This window comes from Actinomadura sp. NAK00032 (assembly GCF_013364275.1).
Lineage (GTDB): Bacteria > Actinomycetota > Actinomycetes > Streptosporangiales > Streptosporangiaceae > Spirillospora.
Window position 1 is genome coordinate 1,779,271 of record NZ_CP054932.1, and the last position, 16,746, is coordinate 1,796,016.

Annotated in this window: 12 protein-coding genes; 7 read left to right on the forward strand and 5 right to left on the reverse strand. The window is 73.1% G+C overall.

The window, feature by feature from the left end; translation table 11 throughout:
- Positions 1–101: 101 nt before the first annotated feature.
- Together HUT06_RS08360 and HUT06_RS08365 are read right to left on the reverse strand one after the other, a co-directional pair.
- Positions 102–1,130, reverse strand: coding sequence for a magnesium transporter CorA family protein (locus HUT06_RS08360; protein WP_217711255.1), 1,029 nt, complete (start codon positions 1,128–1,130; stop codon positions 102–104).
- 7 nt (positions 1,131–1,137) lie between these two features.
- Positions 1,138–2,166, reverse strand: coding sequence for a LacI family DNA-binding transcriptional regulator (locus HUT06_RS08365; protein ID WP_176195189.1), 1,029 nt, complete (start codon positions 2,164–2,166; stop codon positions 1,138–1,140).
- Between the two features lie 145 nt (positions 2,167–2,311).
- On the opposite strand from HUT06_RS08365, the gene HUT06_RS08370 reads away from it, so the two are divergent.
- Positions 2,312–3,502 carry an MFS transporter gene (locus HUT06_RS08370; RefSeq protein ID WP_176195190.1) on the forward strand — a complete coding sequence of 397 codons (1,191 nt, stop codon included), beginning with the start codon at positions 2,312–2,314 and terminating at the stop codon, positions 3,500–3,502.
- Positions 3,503–3,539: 37 nt separating this feature from the next.
- On the opposite strand, the gene HUT06_RS08375 is transcribed toward HUT06_RS08370, so the two are convergent.
- Positions 3,540–5,249 carry a dolichyl-phosphate-mannose--protein mannosyltransferase gene (locus HUT06_RS08375; RefSeq protein WP_176195191.1) on the reverse strand — a complete coding sequence of 570 codons (1,710 nt, stop codon included), beginning with the start codon at positions 5,247–5,249 and terminating at the stop codon, positions 3,540–3,542.
- Positions 5,250–5,355: 106 nt separating this feature from the next.
- On the opposite strand from HUT06_RS08375, the gene rsmI reads away from it, so the two are divergent.
- Positions 5,356–6,201 (forward strand): 16S rRNA (cytidine(1402)-2'-O)-methyltransferase, encoded by an 846-nt coding sequence (gene rsmI, locus HUT06_RS08380; RefSeq protein ID WP_176195192.1) that lies wholly within the window; start codon positions 5,356–5,358, stop codon positions 6,199–6,201.
- A gap of 151 nt (positions 6,202–6,352) precedes the next feature.
- Complete coding sequence (locus HUT06_RS08385) at positions 6,353–6,655, forward strand: hypothetical protein (protein ID WP_176195193.1); 303 nt, start codon at positions 6,353–6,355, stop codon at positions 6,653–6,655.
- A gap of 46 nt (positions 6,656–6,701) precedes the next feature.
- Here HUT06_RS08385 and HUT06_RS08390 read toward each other — a convergent pair whose 3' ends face one another.
- Complete coding sequence (locus tag HUT06_RS08390; RefSeq protein WP_254715045.1) at positions 6,702–8,540, reverse strand: hypothetical protein; 1,839 nt, start codon at positions 8,538–8,540, stop codon at positions 6,702–6,704.
- Between the two features lie 328 nt (positions 8,541–8,868).
- Between HUT06_RS08390 and HUT06_RS08395 the strand changes: the two genes are divergently transcribed.
- Together HUT06_RS08395 and HUT06_RS08400 are read left to right on the forward strand one after the other, a co-directional pair.
- Positions 8,869–10,218 carry a glycosyltransferase family 2 protein gene (locus HUT06_RS08395; protein ID WP_254715046.1) on the forward strand — a complete coding sequence of 450 codons (1,350 nt, stop codon included), beginning with the start codon at positions 8,869–8,871 and terminating at the stop codon, positions 10,216–10,218.
- 94 nt (positions 10,219–10,312) lie between these two features.
- On the forward strand, positions 10,313–12,196 hold the full coding sequence (locus HUT06_RS08400; RefSeq protein WP_217711256.1) for a hypothetical protein: 1,884 nt from the start codon (positions 10,313–10,315) through the stop codon (positions 12,194–12,196).
- A 4-nt stretch (positions 12,197–12,200) separates the two neighbouring features.
- Here HUT06_RS08400 and HUT06_RS08405 read toward each other — a convergent pair whose 3' ends face one another.
- Positions 12,201–13,823, reverse strand: coding sequence for a glycosyltransferase family 39 protein (locus tag HUT06_RS08405; protein ID WP_176195195.1), 1,623 nt, complete (start codon positions 13,821–13,823; stop codon positions 12,201–12,203).
- 97 nt (positions 13,824–13,920) lie between these two features.
- Here HUT06_RS08405 and metG point away from each other — a divergent pair, with 97 nt between their 5' ends.
- Both metG and HUT06_RS08415 read left to right on the forward strand, forming a co-directional pair.
- Positions 13,921–15,714, forward strand: coding sequence for a methionine--tRNA ligase (gene metG / locus HUT06_RS08410; RefSeq protein WP_176195196.1), 1,794 nt, complete (start codon positions 13,921–13,923; stop codon positions 15,712–15,714).
- The gene (locus HUT06_RS08415; protein WP_176195197.1) at positions 15,711–16,535 is read left to right on the forward strand and encodes a TatD family hydrolase; all 825 of its coding nucleotides are present in this window, start codon (positions 15,711–15,713) and stop codon (positions 16,533–16,535) included. The genes metG and HUT06_RS08415 overlap by 4 nt, the downstream gene beginning before the upstream one ends.
- Positions 16,536–16,746: the final 211 nt, after the last annotated feature.

Below are 16,746 nucleotides of genomic sequence, written 5' to 3' on the forward strand. Positions count from 1 at the left end.
AGCAGACCAGAGGCGCGGAGCCGGTGTCCAATATTGATATTGGTCGGCGAGCGATATCGGACCTCATATGTATGCGCCCTGACCTGGCCGCCCGTCCGGGGTCACAGCCAGTCCCTGAGCTTGAAGACCGTGTAGAGGATGAGGCTGCAGACCACGATCACGGCGGTGGCGGCGATGAACCCCGCGTGCTCCGAGAAGCCCGGGTAGGGGACGTTCATCCCGTAGAACCCGGTGACGGCGGTCGGCACCGCGATGATCGCCGCCCAGCTGGTGACCTTCTTCATCACCTCGTTCATCCGGTTGCTCTGCAGCGCCAGCCGGGTGTCGAGCAGGTCGGCGACGAGATCGCGCAGGCCGTCGGTCCACTCGCCGACGCGCAGCGTGTGGTCGTAGACGTCCTGGAAGTAGGGGACCAGCGGCGCCGGGACGATCGGCAGGTCGCGGCGCAGCAGCGTGTTCAGCACCTCCCGCATCGGCACCGCGACCCGCCGCAGCGCGGCCAGGTTCTTGCGGAGCGCGTAGCTGCGCCGCTGGATCTCCTTGACCGGGAACGCGTCGGCGAACACCAGGTCCTCGACCGCGTCCGCCTCGTCGTCGAGCGCCTGCACGGCGGCCAGCTGCAGGTCGACGACGAGGTCCAGCATCCCGTAGAGCAGGAACGCGGCGGTCGGCTCGGCGAGGCCCGCGTCCGGGCTCGCGTCCCACCGCGCGATGAGCGCGTCGATGTCGAGATCGGGGTCCTGCCGGACGGTGACCAGGGCGCGCTCGGCGATGAACGCCGACAGCTCGTGCAGCGTCAGGTGGCCGCCGGCGACGTACGGGACGTAGACGTTGAGGAACGCGTAGCCCCGGTACCGGTCGAGCTTCGCGCGCTCGTGCCGGGAGACCGCGTCCTCCACGGCGACATGGTCGAGGCCGAGCTCGTCGCTGATGACGCGCAGGTCCTGGTGGCGCGGCGCGCACAGGTCGAGCCACACGACGACGTCCGGGCGGGACAGGTACTCGCTCACCTCCGCGACGGGGAAGCCCTCCGCCAGCAGTTCGCCGCCGCGCCACGCCCGCGTGCGCGGCGGCGCGCTGCCGATCCGGTTCTCCGGGTGCCCGTCGACGTCGGTCTCGGACGGATGCACGGCCCCCTCACACCCCCTTCGCGCGCGACCCTGCCCGCGGCGGGGCCGTCGACGCGCGCACGACGAGATCGCCCGGCAGCACCCGGGCGGCGGGCCGGTGGCCCGCGAGCAGGTCGAGCAGCGCGGCCATGCCCTGCGCGCCCAGCTCCTCGGCGGGCAGCCGCACGGTCGTCAGCTCCGGCTCCAGCGCGGTCGCCAGCAGCACGTCGTCGAACCCGGTGACCGACAGCTCGGACGGGACGTCCAGCCCGAGCGCCCGCGCCGCCTTGTAGGCGCCCGCGGCGATCAGGTCGTCGTCGCAGACGAGCGCGGTCGGCGGGTCGGCGGCCGACAGCAGCCGCAGCGCGGCGGCCTTCGCGGACGCGACGTCGATCGCGCACTCCTCCCGCAGCAGGGCGCCGCCGGGCAGGCCCGCGACGACGGCGGCGAGGGCGGCGGCGCGAGCGCGGAACGTCCACTGGTCGACGGCGGCGGCCACATGCCCGAACCGGCGGTGGCCGAGGCCGGCGAGGTGCCCGGCGATCGCGCGCATGCCGTCCGCCACGCCGAAGTCGATCGTGGGGACGGTGCCGCCGGTCCGCGGGTCGGGGCCGCTGTCGAGCATCACGGCGGGCGTCCCGCCGAACCGGCCGAGGGCGTCCACCGCCATCGAGGACGCGAGCACCCCGTCGATCGCCTCCTCCGAGCCGAACGGGCTGTCCGCCGGGCCCTCCGCGTCGTCCGGCCACGTCGACACCACGACGCCGAAGCCGTGCCGGGCCGCGACCCGCGCCGCGCCCGTGTAGACGGGGCCGAAGAACGGCGCGGTCAGGGTCGGGACCATCAGCAGGACGGTCCGGGTCGTGCCGAGCCGCAGGTTCCGGGCGGCCTGGTTGGGCCGGTAGCCGAGCCGCTCGGCGGCGTCCCGGACGCTGCGCGCGGTGGCGGGGGAGACGCGCCCGCTCCACTTGCCGCCCAGCACGAGCGAGACCGTGGACTGCGAGACCCCGGCCTCCTGGGCCACGTCTTTGCTGGTGGGACGGCTGATGGCCGGCACCCGCGCCTCCCTGTGCGGACATTGGGACGAAAACAGACTAGAGCCGAGGGCCCCGGAAGTGGTACGTATGACGGGTTCAGTAATACGTATGACGAGACGGCGTGCGACGCGAGTACGCACGACGGGGATCTCCGGGGGCCATCGAATGCGCGGCTATGTCGTCTTCCTGCGGAGGCCGTACGCGGCGCGGCTGCTCGGCGGCACCCTGCTCGGCCGGCTGCCCAACGGGATGGGCATGCTCGCGGTCGTGCTGCACGTCCGGGCGGACGACGGCGGCTACCCGCTCGCCGGGACGCTCGCCGCGCTGTTCGGCCTCGCGACCGCCGCCGGCCAGCCCGTGCTCGGCCGCGTCATGGACCGCTACGGCCAGCCGCCCGTCCTGCTCCCCGCCGCCTGCGCCGCCGCCGCCGGATTCGCGCTCCTCGCTCTCGTCGGCGCCCACCCGCTGCCGGTGGCCGTCGCCGCCGTCGTCCTCGCCGGGTTCGCCACCCCGCCGCTGGAGGCCGGGCTGCGCGCCCTCTGGCCGGACGTCCTGGACGGCCAGGAGCAGGTCGACGCCGCCTACGCGCTCGACGCCGCCGCCCAGGAGATCCTCTTCACCGTCGGGCCGCTCCTCGTCGTCGCGGCGGCGGCGCTCAACACCGAGGCCGCGCTGCTGCTCACCGGCGCGCTCGGCGTCGCCGGGACGCTCGTCGTCGCGCTGTCCGGGCCGTCCCGCCGGTGGCGGAGCGCGCCGCGCGCCGCCGACTGGGCCGGGCCGCTGCGCTCCCCGGGCCTGCGGGTGCTGCTGCTGTCGCTCGGCTGCGCCGGGATCGCGCTCGGCGTCTACGCCGTCGCCGTCGTCGCCTACGCCGAGGAGCAGGGCAGCGACCTCGCCTCCGGGCTGCTGCTGGCGTGCATGGCGGGCGGCGCCCTCGCCGGCGGGATCGGCTACGGCGCCCGGCCGTGGCCGGGCGAGCCGCACCGCCGGCTGCGCTGGCTGCTCGCCGCGCTCGCCGCCGGGTACGTCCCGCTCGTCCTCGCGCCGTCCCTGCCGGTCATGTCGGTGCTGGCGTTCGTGTCCGGCGTCTCCCTCGCCCCCGTGCTGGCGTGCAGCTTCGCGCTCGTCGACCGGCTCGCCCCGGCCGGGACCGTCACCGAGGCGTTCGCGTGGGTCGTCGCCGCGATCGGCGCGGGCGGGTCGCTCGGCTCGTTCGTCGCCGGCGTCGGGCAGGACGCGGCGGGCGTCCCGGGCGCCTTCGCGGGCGCCGGCGTGGGCGGCGCGCTCGCGCTGGCCCTCTTCCTGCTCGGCGGCCGGACGCTCCGCTCCGGCCATCGCGCGGCCGTCACCGCCTAGCCGGGCTCGCCGTGCCGGCCGGGCTCGGCGGCGGGGATCACACCCAGGACTGGAACCAGATCCGCTCGTGCCAGTCGTCGTACGGGATGGTCTGCGCCGACAGGATCGGGTGGAAGTACGCGAAGTTCGCCAGCACCACCAGCAGGAACGCGCCCGCGGCGGCGGCGCCGACCAGCCGCCGCACCCCCGCCGCCTGGACCGGGGCGGGCGCGTACGCCCCGCCCTCCCCGTAGGCACCGTCCCCGTAGGCGCCCTCCTCGTAAGGGCCGGCGGGGACGTCGGGAACGGAGTCAGCGGCCTCACCGGGACGCGCCGCGTGCGCGCCCCTCGCCCAGGCGGGCGCCGGGCCGATCAGGTAGCCGAGCACCAGCACCACCGCCAGCACCATGAACGGGATCACGGGCGTCGCGTAGAACAGGAACATCGTCCGGTCCGCGAACGCCGACGGGAACCAGGTCGCCCAGCCGGCGAGGAAGCCCAGCAGGATCGCGCCCGCCCGCCAGTCCCGCAGGAGCAGCCAGAGGAACACGACGACGACCAGCGCGACCAGCGCGCCCCACCACAGCGCGGGCGTCCCGATCCCGAGGATCTCCCGCGAGCAGCGCGCCGCGCCGCAGCCGCCGCCCTTCGGCTCGGTGTAGAAGAACGCGACCGGGCGCCGCAGGATCGGCCAGTCCCAGGGCCACGACTGGTACGGGTGCTTGGCGTCCAGCCCGGTGTGGAAGCCGAGGATCTGCGAGTGGTAGTCCCACAGGTTCGGCATCGCCTCGAACGGCCGCCACAGCGGACTCCCGGACACCTCGCCGCGGCCCCAGCCGCCCGGCTTGAAGATCCACCCCCACCAGGTCGCCAGGTAGGTCACCAGCCCCACCACGACGAGCTGCACGAACGCGGGGACGGCCTCCAGCAGCAGCGTCCCGGTGAACGGGGCGCGCACCCCGGCCGCGCGGCGGGCGCCGTAGTCCCACAGGACGACCATCAGCCCGAACGCGGCGACGTAGAAGACGCCCGTCCACTTGGTGGCGCAGGCCAGGCCGAGGCAGACCCCGGCGCCCCACCGCCACCCGTGCGCGAGCCACGGCCCGTACACCGAGGTCTCGCCCCGGTCGATCCGCTCGGCGAGGACGCGGCGGGACCGGTCCCGGTCGTTGACCAGGCACGCGAACCCGGCGAGGACCCAGAACATCACGAAGACGTCCAGCAGCGCGGCCCGGCTGGTTACGAACGCGAGCCCGTCCAGCGCGAGCAGCAGCCCGGCGGCGCAGCCGAGCAGCGTCGACCCGGTCATCCGGCGGGCGACCCGGCACAGGATCAGCACCGACAGCGTCCCGACCAGCGCGGGCATGAACCGCCAGCCGAACGGCGTCGCGCCGAACATCCACTCGCCGATGGCGATCATCCACTTGCCGAACGGCGGATGCGCGACGAACGCCGGCCCGTTCCCCCAGATGTGCGCGTCCGGGTCGGCGATCAGCATCTTGTCGGCGTTCTCGACGGTGTTGTGCTCCCAGCCGAACTTCAGCAGGGCGAGCGCGTCCTTGGCGTAGTAGGTCTCGTCGAAGACCACCGCCTTCGGCGACCCCAGCCGGTCGAAGCGCAGGTACCCGGCGAGCGCCGTCACCAGCAGCGGGCCCAGCCAGGACAGCAGCGCGCTGCCCGGGATCGCGGGCGCGAGCCAGTCCCGCAGCGGGGACGTCCGGCTCCGGGACGCGGTGACAGGAGCGGGGGCCGTATCCGTCGTCGCCATCCCGTCATCGTACGGGCGGCCCCGCCCCGCGCGGCCCCACCCGGCGCGGTGCCGGGCGCGGTGCCGGGCCCGCCGTGCGCGTCAGGGGGAGCGGCCGGGTGGGACAATGATCCGCGTGACCGGGACCTTGCTGCTGGCGGCGGCGCCCATCGGGCGGGCCGAGGACGCGTCGGCGCGGCTGCGCGCGGCGCTCGCGGCCGCGCCGGTGATCGCGGCCGAGGACACCCGGCGGCTGCGCCGGCTGGTGGGCGACCTCGGCGTGCGGACCACCGGCCGCGTCGTGTCCTACAACGACCTGAACGAGCGGGCGCGGGCCGAGGGCCTGGTCGAGGAGCTGCTGGCCGGGCGGGACGTGCTGGTGATCACCGACGCGGGCATGCCCGGGGTGTCCGACCCCGGCTACCGGCTGGTGCGCGCGGCCGTCGCCGCGCAGGTGCCGGTCTCGGTGCTGCCGGGGCCGTCCGCCGTCACGACCGCGCTGGCCGTGTCGGGGCTGCCCAGCGACCGGTTCTGCTTCGAGGGCTTCCCGCCCCGCAAGCCGGGCGAGCGGGCCCGCCGGTTCGGCGCCCTGGCCGAGGAGCCCCGCACGATGGTCTTCTTCGAGTCGCCCCGCCGGCTGGCCGACACCCTCGCCGCGATGGCCGGCGCGTTCGGCGCGGACCGTCCCGCCGCGGTCTGCCGCGAGCTGACCAAGACCTACGAGGAGATCCGGCGCGGAACGCTCGGCGACCTGGCCGGCTGGGCCGCGGACGGGGTGCTCGGCGAGATCACGCTGGTGGTCGGGGGCGCGCCGGAGCCGTCCGGGCTGCGCGAACCGGCCGAACTGGCCGCGGCCGTCGCCGCCCGCGAGGAGGCCGGGACGCCCCGCAAGCAGGCGATCGCGGAGGTCGCGAAGGAGAACGGCGCCCCCAAGCGCGTCGTCTACGACGCCGTTGTGAAGTCCAGGAAGTAGCCACGGCATCGGACTGGTCCAACCGGTTCTTTCTGGGAATAACCCCTATCGGTGGCCGCTCGGCGGGCGCACTATGGGCTCGTCGGGGCCACCATGGAACTGGGCGCGGTCGGCGGGACGCGCCGAGACGGTCTCCGAGGGGGTGAATGCCGTGCTGGACACATGGACGAGCCACGAAGTATGGGTCTTGGAGTGCCTCAACTGCACGACGACCTGGAACGAGGAGTTCGAGGTCCGGCACGCGGGCGACGGGCACGGCAACGAGGCCGTCATCTACGAGCGCGGCGGGCAGCCCTGCACGACGCCCTGGACGGACCGCTCCTGCCCGAAGTGCGGCAGCCAGAACGTCAAGGCGCTGTCGGCGATGCGCGGCAAGGAGGGCGAGGTCCCGAAGGCCCGCGCCGGCAGCGACGTGGCGATGGTCTTCCACCTGCGCCGCATGCACGCCTGGTAGCGGGGCCCGGCTCGGCCCCGGCTCGGCGCGAGGCGCCGGGCGCGGGTCACTTCGCGGCGACCTCGGGGACCTTGGTCTCGATCTCCGGCGCGTCGGCCGCCGGCGCCGCCGCCGCGGCGGGCCCGCGCCGCAGCCAGCGCCCCCACCCGGCGACCGTCGCGCGGACGTCGGGCGCGAACGCCGCACCGGCGGCGAGCGCCGCCAGCGGGACGGCGGGCAGCACGTACCGGTAGTCGAACTCGGCGGTCGCGGCCGGCGCGAGCAGCAGCCCGGTCGCGAGCGTCCACGGCAGCAGCGCCGCGCCGCCGAACCGCCGCCACAGCGGGACCAGCCCGGCCAGGCCGAGCAGCAGCACGACGCCGAGCATCGTCCCGCGCAGGTAGAAGACGTCCTGGTAGCCGCGGGCGACCCCGGCGAACGGCTCCACGACCTGCGTCCGGGCGTTGCCGCGCTCGTAGCCCTTGGCCTCCTGGGAGGCGACCCCGCCGCCCGGCATGTGCCAGTCCGGCAGGGGGCGGCTGGTCTTCTCGAACTCGTACTGCGAGTAGGTGGCCGGGTCGGGGAAGACCGTCCGGTCCCAGCGGAAGACCCGGAAGAAGTCGTGCGCGACGACCTGCAGGTAGTCGCCGGGCTGCGCGATGATCGCCCGCTTGGCGAAGTCGTTGCCGAGCGCGTTGTTCTCGGGGCTGAACCGGGTGCCGGTGTAGCGGTTGAGCGGGGACTGGGCGTTCCAGATGCCGTCCTGGGAGTTGGGCAGCCGGTTCGCGGGCTCGGTGCACAGCGGGTACTCGCGGACCGGCAGGTCCTTCATCTGGTGGCAGTCGGCGAACTTGTAGACCCGCGCGTACAGGAAGATCCCGTTGCTCTCGGTGATCGCGAACTTGCCGCCGTCGACCTTGTACCAGCCCATGTAGGCGACCACGGGCAGCATGCACGCGGCGAGCGTGATCGCGATCGGCTTCCAGCCGGCCCGCCGGATCAACAGGAAGACCAGCACGCCGAGCAGCACCGGCATGCCGACCGAGCGGGTCAGCCACGCCATCCCGACGATCAGCCCGACCGCCGCGGCGATCTTCCAGGACGGGCGGTCCCGCCACAGCAGCAGCGTGACCGCGCTCACGACCAGGAAGGTGAACAGCGTGTCCGACAGGACGAGGTGCTCCAGCTGGAGCTGGTAGGCGTCCAGCAGGACCGGGGCCGCGGCGAGGGCCGCGCCCCAGCCGGGCAGCCCGAACCGGCGCCGCAGCAGCGCGTAGATCATCACGCCCATGCCCAGGCCCATCAGGTGCTGGAGGCCGGCGATGAGCGCGAAGCTGTGCAGCGGCTTGAGGATCCAGAGCAGGAACGCGTACCCGTCCGGGCGGAGCGGGTGCGGATAGGGGTCGGTCGCGACGTGCAGGTAGTCGAAGCTGTCGTTGAAGTACATGACCGGCTGGTAGCCGAGCATCGCGACCAGCCGGAGCAGTGCCGCTGTGGCAATGATCACACTGAATGCCGGATGCCGGCGCGCCAGCGTCCACAGCCCGCGCGCGCGCCGCTTACCACCTGAAAGCGGTGCGTCTCCGGAGGTTCCGTCAATCGGCGGGACATCTCCGGTCTTTTTCCCGGCGGCGGCGCGGCCCTTCTTCCGGCCGGCCCCAGTGGGGGATTCGGGGGTGTCCGCAATGGCTTTGCCAGAATTTCCCCCGGTGGTCGCGCCGCCGGGCGTGTCGCCTCCGGCGGCGGCCTTGCCGGCCGCCTTCCCGGTGGTGCCCGCGGCGGTGCCGCCGGCCTCGGCGGCCGCTCCGACCTCGGCGGACGCCTCCGCGCCGCCGTCCCCGGCGGCGTCGTCCGCGGTGCCGAGCCCTGTCTCCAGCGCGGTGCCCCGCGGCGCTTCCCCCGCCACTGCCGCACCTCCCCTTCGGTGTCCGGCCCCCGGTCCGGTGGCACTGCTCTCTCCGCCGACACTGCGTTCTCCGGCGCGCGTCACAGCAGACCCACCCTTTCCGGGCCGCCGTGCCCGTATGCTTGACGTCCTAGCCTGCCGCCCGCGACCGTGGCGGAGAGGGTCTTTCGGTTGCAAGTGCGCAACACGATACGGGTGCTCTTGACGAGAGCTGCCATCATTACCCGTCCCCGGCAGGCATCATGAACGACGACGGGCCGCCGCGCGGAACAACTGAGATTAGTGGAAAACACCGCAGACGGTCACCAGGGGTAACGAAGGAGATCGCGTGGAACTCTCCGTAGTGATGCCATGTCTGAACGAGGCCGAAACGGTCGAGACCTGCGTCCGCAAGACCATCGGCTTCTTCGAGGACAAGGGCATCGACGGCGAGGTGGTCATCGCCGACAACGGCAGCACGGACGGCAGCCAGCAGCTCGCCAGGGACGCCGGCGCCCGCGTCGTGCCGGTGATCGACAAGGGCTACGGCAACGCCCTCATGGGCGGGATCCGGGCCGCGCGCGGCAAGTACGTCGCGATGGGCGACGCCGACGACTCCTACGACTTCACCACCCTCGGCCCGTTCCTGGACGAGCTGCGCGACGGCGCCGACCTCGTCATGGGCAACCGGTTCAAGGGCGGCATCGCCGACGGCGCCATGCCGCCGCTGCACCGCTACCTCGGCAACCCGGTGCTGAGCTTCGTCGGGCGGCTGTTCTTCGGCAGCAAGATCGGCGACTTCCACTGCGGGCTGCGGGCCTTCGACAAGGACGCCATCATGCGGCTCGGCCTGCAGACCGGCGGCATGGAGTTCGCCAGTGAGATGGTCGTCAAGGCGACCCTGCAGGGCTACGACATCCGCGAGGTGCCGACCACCCTGTCGCCCGACGGCCGCACCCGCGCCCCGCACCTCAACACCTGGCGTGACGGATGGCGCCATCTGCGCTTCCTCCTCCTCTACAGCCCCCGCTGGTTGTTCCTCATCCCCGGATTGGTCTTCATGACTCTCGGCCTCGTCGCCGGGATCGCGCTGTCGACCGGCCCGGTGACCGTCGGGGAGATCGCCTTCGACGTCGACACGCTGGTCGGCGCGTCCGCCGCGCTGGTGATCGGCTTCCAGGCGGTGCTGTTCGCGCTGCTCACGAAGGTCTACGCGATGCAGGAGGGGTTCCTCCCGCACGACCGCCGGGTGCAGAAGATCATCGACTGGTGGAGCCTGGAGCGCGGCCTGCTGATCGGCGGGCTGCTCGCGGTCGCCGGCCTCGCCGGCCTCGTCGCGTCGCTGCTGCACTGGCGCGTCAACAGCTTCGGCGAACTCGACCCGCGGCACTCGCTGCGCATCGTCGTGCCCGCCGCGACCGCGCTGGTGATGAGCTTCCAGGCCATCTTCGCCTCGCTGTTCGTCAGCATCCTCGGCATCCGCCGCCGCCAGCACCCGCCGCTCACCGACGCGGCCGAGGAGGCCGCGGGCGTCGTGGACGCCGCCGCGCACAAGGCCAAGCGCGCCGCCGAGAAGGCGGAGAAGGCCAAGGCCGAGAACGCCGAGCGGGCGAAGACCGAGAACGCGGAGGAGAAGGTCGCCGCGGGCACGGCGGAGGCCGCGAAGGAGACCGACGGCGAGGACGGCGCCGAGCGCTGACCGGCGCCGGCGGGCGCCCCGCGGGCGCTCATGCCGAGAACTTGCTGAGCGTTTCCGGGCCGGAGACCGGCGCCCCGCCCGCACTGTGACAGGCTTGACCTGCAATGGATCTTCGTTCACCGACTGCCCGCGCCGCGGCCCGATGAGCACCCGTCCGCCGGCGGGCACCGGCACCGCGTCGCGCACCGCCGCGCGGCCCCCGGCCGCCCCGGCGGAGTCCCGCGCCGCCGCGTCTCCGGCGGGCCGTCGCCGCTGGGCCTGGCTGTTCCTGCTGGGCTGGGCGGCGCAGGTCGCGCTGCGGCTGTGGCTCGGCTCCGGCCAGACGATCCCGGTCGCGACGCCGGACGAGTCCGGCTACCTGTTCGCCGCCCGCGTCCTCACCGGCGGCCCCGACGCGGACATGTCGTTCGGAACGGTCTACCGCGGCGGCTACCCGCTGCTGCTGACCCCCGCGATCTGGCTCGGCACCGGCCCGGTCGGCGTCTACCGGACGGCTCTCGTCATCAACGCGCTGATCAGCGCGCTGATGCTGCCGCTGGCCTACCTGCTGCTGCGCCGCCTCCAGGTGCGGCCCCGCTGGTCGTATGTGTTCGCGCACGTCACCGCGCTGCTGCCGTGCGTGCTGTTCTACTCCGAGTTCGTCCTCACGGACGCGATCCTGCCGGTGCTGTTCGCCGGCTGGCTGCTGCTCGCCCACGCGTGGCTGGCCGCGCCCGCGAAGCGGCTCGGCGAGCCGCTTCGGGGGCGCGCCGCGCGCCGCCCGCTGCTGTGCGGGACGGGCGCGTCCCTCATCGTCGCCTACGCCGTCACCTGCCACACGCGCGGCGCGATCCTGCTGGCCGTGCACGCGGCGCTGATCGTGGCCGCGCCGGTGTTCCGGTGGCGGTCGTGGCGGAACGCGTCCGCCGCCGGGCTCGTCCTCGCCGCCGCGACCGGCGCCGGGACGCTGCTGAACCGCTCGCTGCTGCCGCACATGTACCCCTACGGCGACAACGACCTCGGCGGCAACGTCGTGCGGCGGCTCACCACCGCCGACGGCTGGGGCTGGATGCTGTCGCTCGGCACCGGCCAGGTCTGGTACCAGGCCGTCGCGACCGGCGGCATCGCCGCGATGGGCCTGCTCGCGGCGGTGTACGCCGTGGTCCGGCCGCCGCTCGCGCTGCCGGGCTCGCCCGGCCGCACCAGGGCGCTGGCCCTCGCCGTCCTCGGGACCGTGGCGGGCATCGCGGTCGCGACGTCGGCGGCGCTGCCCGTCGAGTACCGCATCGGCAACTACGTCTACGGCCGCTACCTGGCGTCCATCACCCCGGTGCTGTTCGCGGTCGGGGTCGCGGTCCTGCTGCGGGCCTCGGCCAAGACGCTGCTGTGGGCGGCGTCCTCGGCGGCCGTGCTGACCGTCGCCGCGGCGTGCGTCGTCCAGTGGTACGCGGGCGACCTGCTCAGCCAGTACACCTACACCTCCTACGACTTCCCCGAGACGTCCTTGCTCACATGGGACTGGACGTCGTTCCGCCTCTGGCACGCCACCGTGGCGGGCCTCGTCCTGCTGGCACTGTCGGTGGCCGCCGTACGGCTGCGCCGGCACGGCCCGCCGCTTCTCGCGGCGCTGCTCGCCGTCGTCGCGGTCGCCATGTGCGCCACCGCCACCGACCGCATCGCGCAGCCGCTGGTGCGCGCCGAGACCGCGCACACCGACCTGCGCGACCGCGTCGCCCTGCGCGCGCAGCGGTCGGTCGCCGTCGACTGGAACGTCCCGTGGACGATCCGGCTGTCGCAGTTCTACTGGGCGTGGTGGAGCGACGGCATCGTCTTCAACGCCCGCGACGTCGCGCCGCCGCAGGACGTCGACATGGTCGTGCTGGCGTGGCCGAAGGACGTCCCCGCCACCGCGTCCTGGCCGAAGGGCGCCCCGCCCGGCTGGCACGTCGCCGACAGCCGCCGCACCGTCCAGGGCGACTGGGTCGCCTGGACCCGCTGAATCCTTACGGGGAGGCGGGCCGGGGCGGCGGATTCCATAGTTGCAGGACGTTGTCGGACGAGCGCCACATCAGCGTCCACCCCTGGGCGGGGTCGGGGCGCCAGCCGCCGCCGATCTGCGACTCCATGCCGCGCCACCGCGTGTAGAGCATCGGGCCCTCCATCGCGTCGCGCGGGACCGGCATGTAGTGCGGGAAGTCGCGGATCTCGCCGCGCCAGACCGGGTCGCCCCACATGTCGCGGGTGTAGAAGGTCAGGGTCTGCGCGAGCCGCCGGTCGGCGCAGATCAGCGTGATGTCGCGGTGGCCGGCGAGGTAGCCGCGCAGCTCGCCCCACGCCTTGTCGCGCGGCAGGTCGGGGACGGCGCGGACGGCGGCGACCGTGTACGTCCCGCCCAGCGCGACCGCGAGGACCGGCACCACGACCGTCCTCAGCCGCAGCCGGGAGACCCACTGCCGGGGCAGCATCCGGAACATCAGGATCAGCGACCCGAACCCGCCGGCGAGCAGCGCGGGCAGCACCGCGAACCAGTACCGCTGGAGCCACGCCCGCAGCTTGATGTCATCGGGGTCGAGCACGCCGGCGCAGAGCGTCAGCGGGATCGCCAGGGTCAGGAACCACACCAGGACGAGCGCGAGGCGCCGGTCGCGGGTGACGGCCCAGCCGACGATCGTCAGGGCGAGCGCGGCGGTGAACACGAGGCCGAGCGGGTTCCAGTCGTGCATCGCGCGCAGGAACGAGCGGGCGGCGAGCTCGCGGGTGACGTAGTCGCGGGACTGGCCGCCGTGCTCGGCCGCCGACATCAGCCCGGCGAGGGGGCTGCCCCACACGAGCTGGTTGTGCGCGAAGTTGAGCAGCAGGATCGCGAGCATCGGCGCGCCGACCGTGATGTTGCGCCGCCACGGGATGCGCAGCAGCGCCAGGTAGGCGGGGATCGCGAGGAACAGGAACGCGAGGAACTCGCGGACGAGGAACGAGGTGCCGAGGAGCACCCCGGCGGCGAGCAGCATCCGGGTCTGCGCCCGCCCGGTGCGGCGGCTCGCGACGACGAGGCCCGCCATCCCGATCGCGAACAGCCCGGCGCCCGGCATGTCCGGCAGCATCACCCCGGTCGACCAGGTGATCTCGTGGCCGAACGGGTTCGTCATCGTGAAGAACGGGTGGATCAGCAGGACCAGCGCGGACAGCACCCCGGCCACGTCCCCGAACAGGGACCGGACGACCAGGTACGTGCCGGTGAAGAACGCGATGCCGCCGAGCGCCGCGATCGTGAAGTAGGCGGCCTGCCCGGGCCCGAGGACCTCCTGGACGAGCCGCGCCGGCAGCACCAGCCCGATCCGCGTGACCTGGTGGGGGACCTCGTCGAACGGCCACTGGGTGAGCGGGATGTCGGGCCAGTCGCGGGCGGCGAGCCACACGTAGTACGGGTCGAAGTACAGCGGCGGCGTCATGATCACCCACTGGGCGAGCACCGCGGACGCCGAGACCAGCAGGGACAGCCACACCACCCGCCGGGTGCGGCGCAGCCGGGCGAGCAGCCGCGGGCCGAGGCCGGCGCGGGCCGGCGCGTCCGGCGCGGGGTCGCTCCGGGGCCGGCCGACGGCCTCGTCGGACGTGGTCTGGGCCATGCCTGGGGTCCCCCGCCTCCGCTGATCAACCTGCCCCGGAACCCGGACCAGGTTACTCGCGTGCCGGTGCCCCCGTGACGCGACTACCCTTGATTGCATGTCCTCGTCAAGCCGTCACATCTTGACCGCGCCCGCCTGGCCGTACGCCAACGGGCCCCGTCACATCGGGCACGTCTCCGGATTCGCGCTGCCCGCCGACATGTTCAGCCGCTACCAGCGGATGGCGGGCAACAAGGTCCTGATGGTCAGCGGCACCGACGAGCACGGCACGCCGATCCAGGTGCAGGCCGACAAGGAGGGCGTGACCGCCCGCGAGCTGGCCGACCGGTACAGCTCCGTGATCGCCGAGGACCTGCACGGCCTCGGCATGACCTACGACCTGTTCACCCGGACGACGACGCTGAACCACTACGCGGTCGTCCAGGAGCTCTTCAAGGGCCTGTACGACAACGGCTACATCTTCCCGACCAAGACGATGGGCGCGATCTCGCCGTCCACCGGCCGCACCCTCCCGGACCGCTACATCGAGGGCACCTGCCCGATCTGCGGGTACGACGGCGCGCGCGGCGACCAGTGCGACAACTGCGGCAACCAGCTCGACCCGATCGACCTGATCAACCCGGTGTCGCGGATCAACGGCGAGACGCCGAAGTTCGTGGAGACCGAGCACTTCATGCTCGACCTGCCCGCGTTCACCGAGGTCCTCGGCCGGTACCTGCGCGGCAAGCAGGGGCAGTGGCGGCCGAACGTGCTGAAGTTCGCGCTGAACCTGCTGGACGACATGCAGCCGCGCGCGATCAGCCGCGACCTCGACTGGGGCGTGCCGATCCCGCTGGACGGCTGGCGCGACAACCCGGCGAAGAAGCTGTACGTGTGGTTCGACGCGGTCGTCGGCTACTTCTCCGCGTCGGTGGAGTGGGCGCGGCGGTCCGGCGACCCCGAGGCGTGGCGCGCCTGGTGGCAGGACCCTGAGGCCCTGTCCTACTACTTCATGGGCAAGGACAACATCGTCTTCCACGCCGAGATCTGGCCGGCGATGCTGCTCGGCTACAGCGGCCAGGGCGACAAGGGCGGCAAGCCGGGCTCGCTGGGCGCGCTGAACGTGCCGACCGAGGTCGTGTCGTCGGAGTTCCTGACGATGGAGGGCAAGAAGTTCTCCTCGTCCCGCAATGTCGTCATCTATGTGAAGGACTTCCTGGAGCGCTACGACGTCGACGCGCTGCGCTACTACGTCGCGGTCGCGGGGCCCGAGAACCAGGACACCGACTTCACCTGGTCGGAGTTCGTCCGCCGCAACAACGACGAGCTGGTCGCCGCGTGGGGCAACCTCGTCAACCGGTCGGTGAACATGGCAGCGAAGAACTTCGGCGCGATCCCGGACGCGGGCGACCTCACCGACGCCGACCGGGCGCTGCTGGAGCGCAGTCGCAACGCCTTCGGCGCGGTCGGCGCCGAACTCGGCCGCTCCCGGTTCAAGAGCTCGATCACCGAGGCGCTCGACGTCGTCCGCGACGCCAACAAGTACCTGTCCGATCAGGCGCCCTGGAAGCTGAAGGACGACCCCGAGCGGGTCAAGTCGATCCTGCACACCGCGCTCCAGGTGGTCGACGACGCCAAGACGCTGCTGACGCCGTTCCTGCCGACCTCCTCGCAGAAGGTCTACGAGATGCTCGGCGGCGAGGGCGTGTGGAGCGGCATGCCGCGGCTGGAGACCGTGTCGGAGGACGGCGGCCCCGACTACCGCGTCCTCACCGGCGACTACGCGACCGAGGCGCGCTGGGAGTCCGTCCCGATCAAGCCGGGCGTGCCGCTGGCCAAGCCGACGCCGCTGTTCAAGAAGCTGGACCCGTCCGTCGTGGACGAGGAACTCGCCAGGCTGGAGAACACGTGACCCGAGACGGGGACGGGCAGGCCGCCCGGTCCTACCCGCCGCTGCCCGAGCGCCTGCCCGTGGACGTCTTCGACAGCCACTGCCACCTCGACGTCGTCCAGACACCGGTGGACGAGCAGCTGAAGGCGGCGAAGGCCGCGGGCGTCACGCGGATCGTCACGATCGGCTGCGACCTGCCGTCGTCCCGGTTCGCGGTGGAGGCCGCCGCCGAGTTCGACGACGTGTACGCGGCGGTCGCGATGCACCCGAACGACACGACGGGGATCTCCGACGCCGTCCTGGAGGACATCGCGCGGCTGGCCGCGCACCCGAAGGTCCGCGCGATCGGCGAGACCGGCCTGGACTACTACCGCGACTGGGCGCCCAAGGACGACCAGCACCGTTCGTTCCGCGGCCACGTCGAGATCGCCAAGCGGCTGGGGAAGGCGCTGGTCATCCACGACCGCGACGCGCACGACGACGTCCTCGCGATCCTGGCGGAGGAGGGCGCGCCGGAGAAGGTGGTGTTCCACTGCTTCTCCGGCGACGCGGCGATGGCGGAGGTCTGCGCCGAGCGCGGCTACGTGATGAGCTTCGCCGGGAACGTCACCTTCAAGAACGCCGAGCCGCTGCGCGACGCGCTGCGCGCCGCCCCGCTGGACCTGCTGCTCGTGGAGACCGACGCGCCGTTCCTCACCCCGATCCCGCACCGGGGGAAGCCGAACGCCTCGTACCTGATCCCGCACACCGTCCGGGCGATGGCCGAGGTCAAGGGCGTGGACGTGGCGGAGCTGTGCACGGCGATCGCCGCGAACGGGGAGCGCGTCTTCGGCCCCTGGTGATCGCCGCTTCGGTCGGACGGGTGGCGGGCCTCAGTCGCGCCGCCAGGCCATGATCGGCGATTTCAGGGGGGCGGGAACGGATTCTTGCGGTAATGCCTCCAAGAGGGGATCAAGGGGGATACGGCCCGCGGATGTGGCGTGTGAGGGCGATGAGGTGGCGGAGAACGTCCGAGTGCCTCTAATCTCTGGCCCATCGAGCGGGCGCCCCCGA

Excerpts from the sequence above, each read along its gene's own strand:
- metG (WP_176195196.1), top strand. The coding sequence starts at position 13,921 with ATGTCCTCGTCAAGCCGTCACATCTTGACCGCGCCCGCCTGGCCGTAC.
- HUT06_RS08405 (WP_176195195.1), bottom strand. The coding sequence starts at position 13,823 with ATGGCCCAGACCACGTCCGACGAGGCCGTCGGCCGGCCCCGGAGCGAC.
- rsmI (WP_176195192.1), top strand. The coding sequence starts at position 5,356 with ATGATCCGCGTGACCGGGACCTTGCTGCTGGCGGCGGCGCCCATCGGG.
- HUT06_RS08370 (WP_176195190.1), top strand. The coding sequence starts at position 2,312 with ATGCGCGGCTATGTCGTCTTCCTGCGGAGGCCGTACGCGGCGCGGCTG.
- HUT06_RS08375 (WP_176195191.1), bottom strand. The coding sequence starts at position 5,249 with ATGGCGACGACGGATACGGCCCCCGCTCCTGTCACCGCGTCCCGGAGC.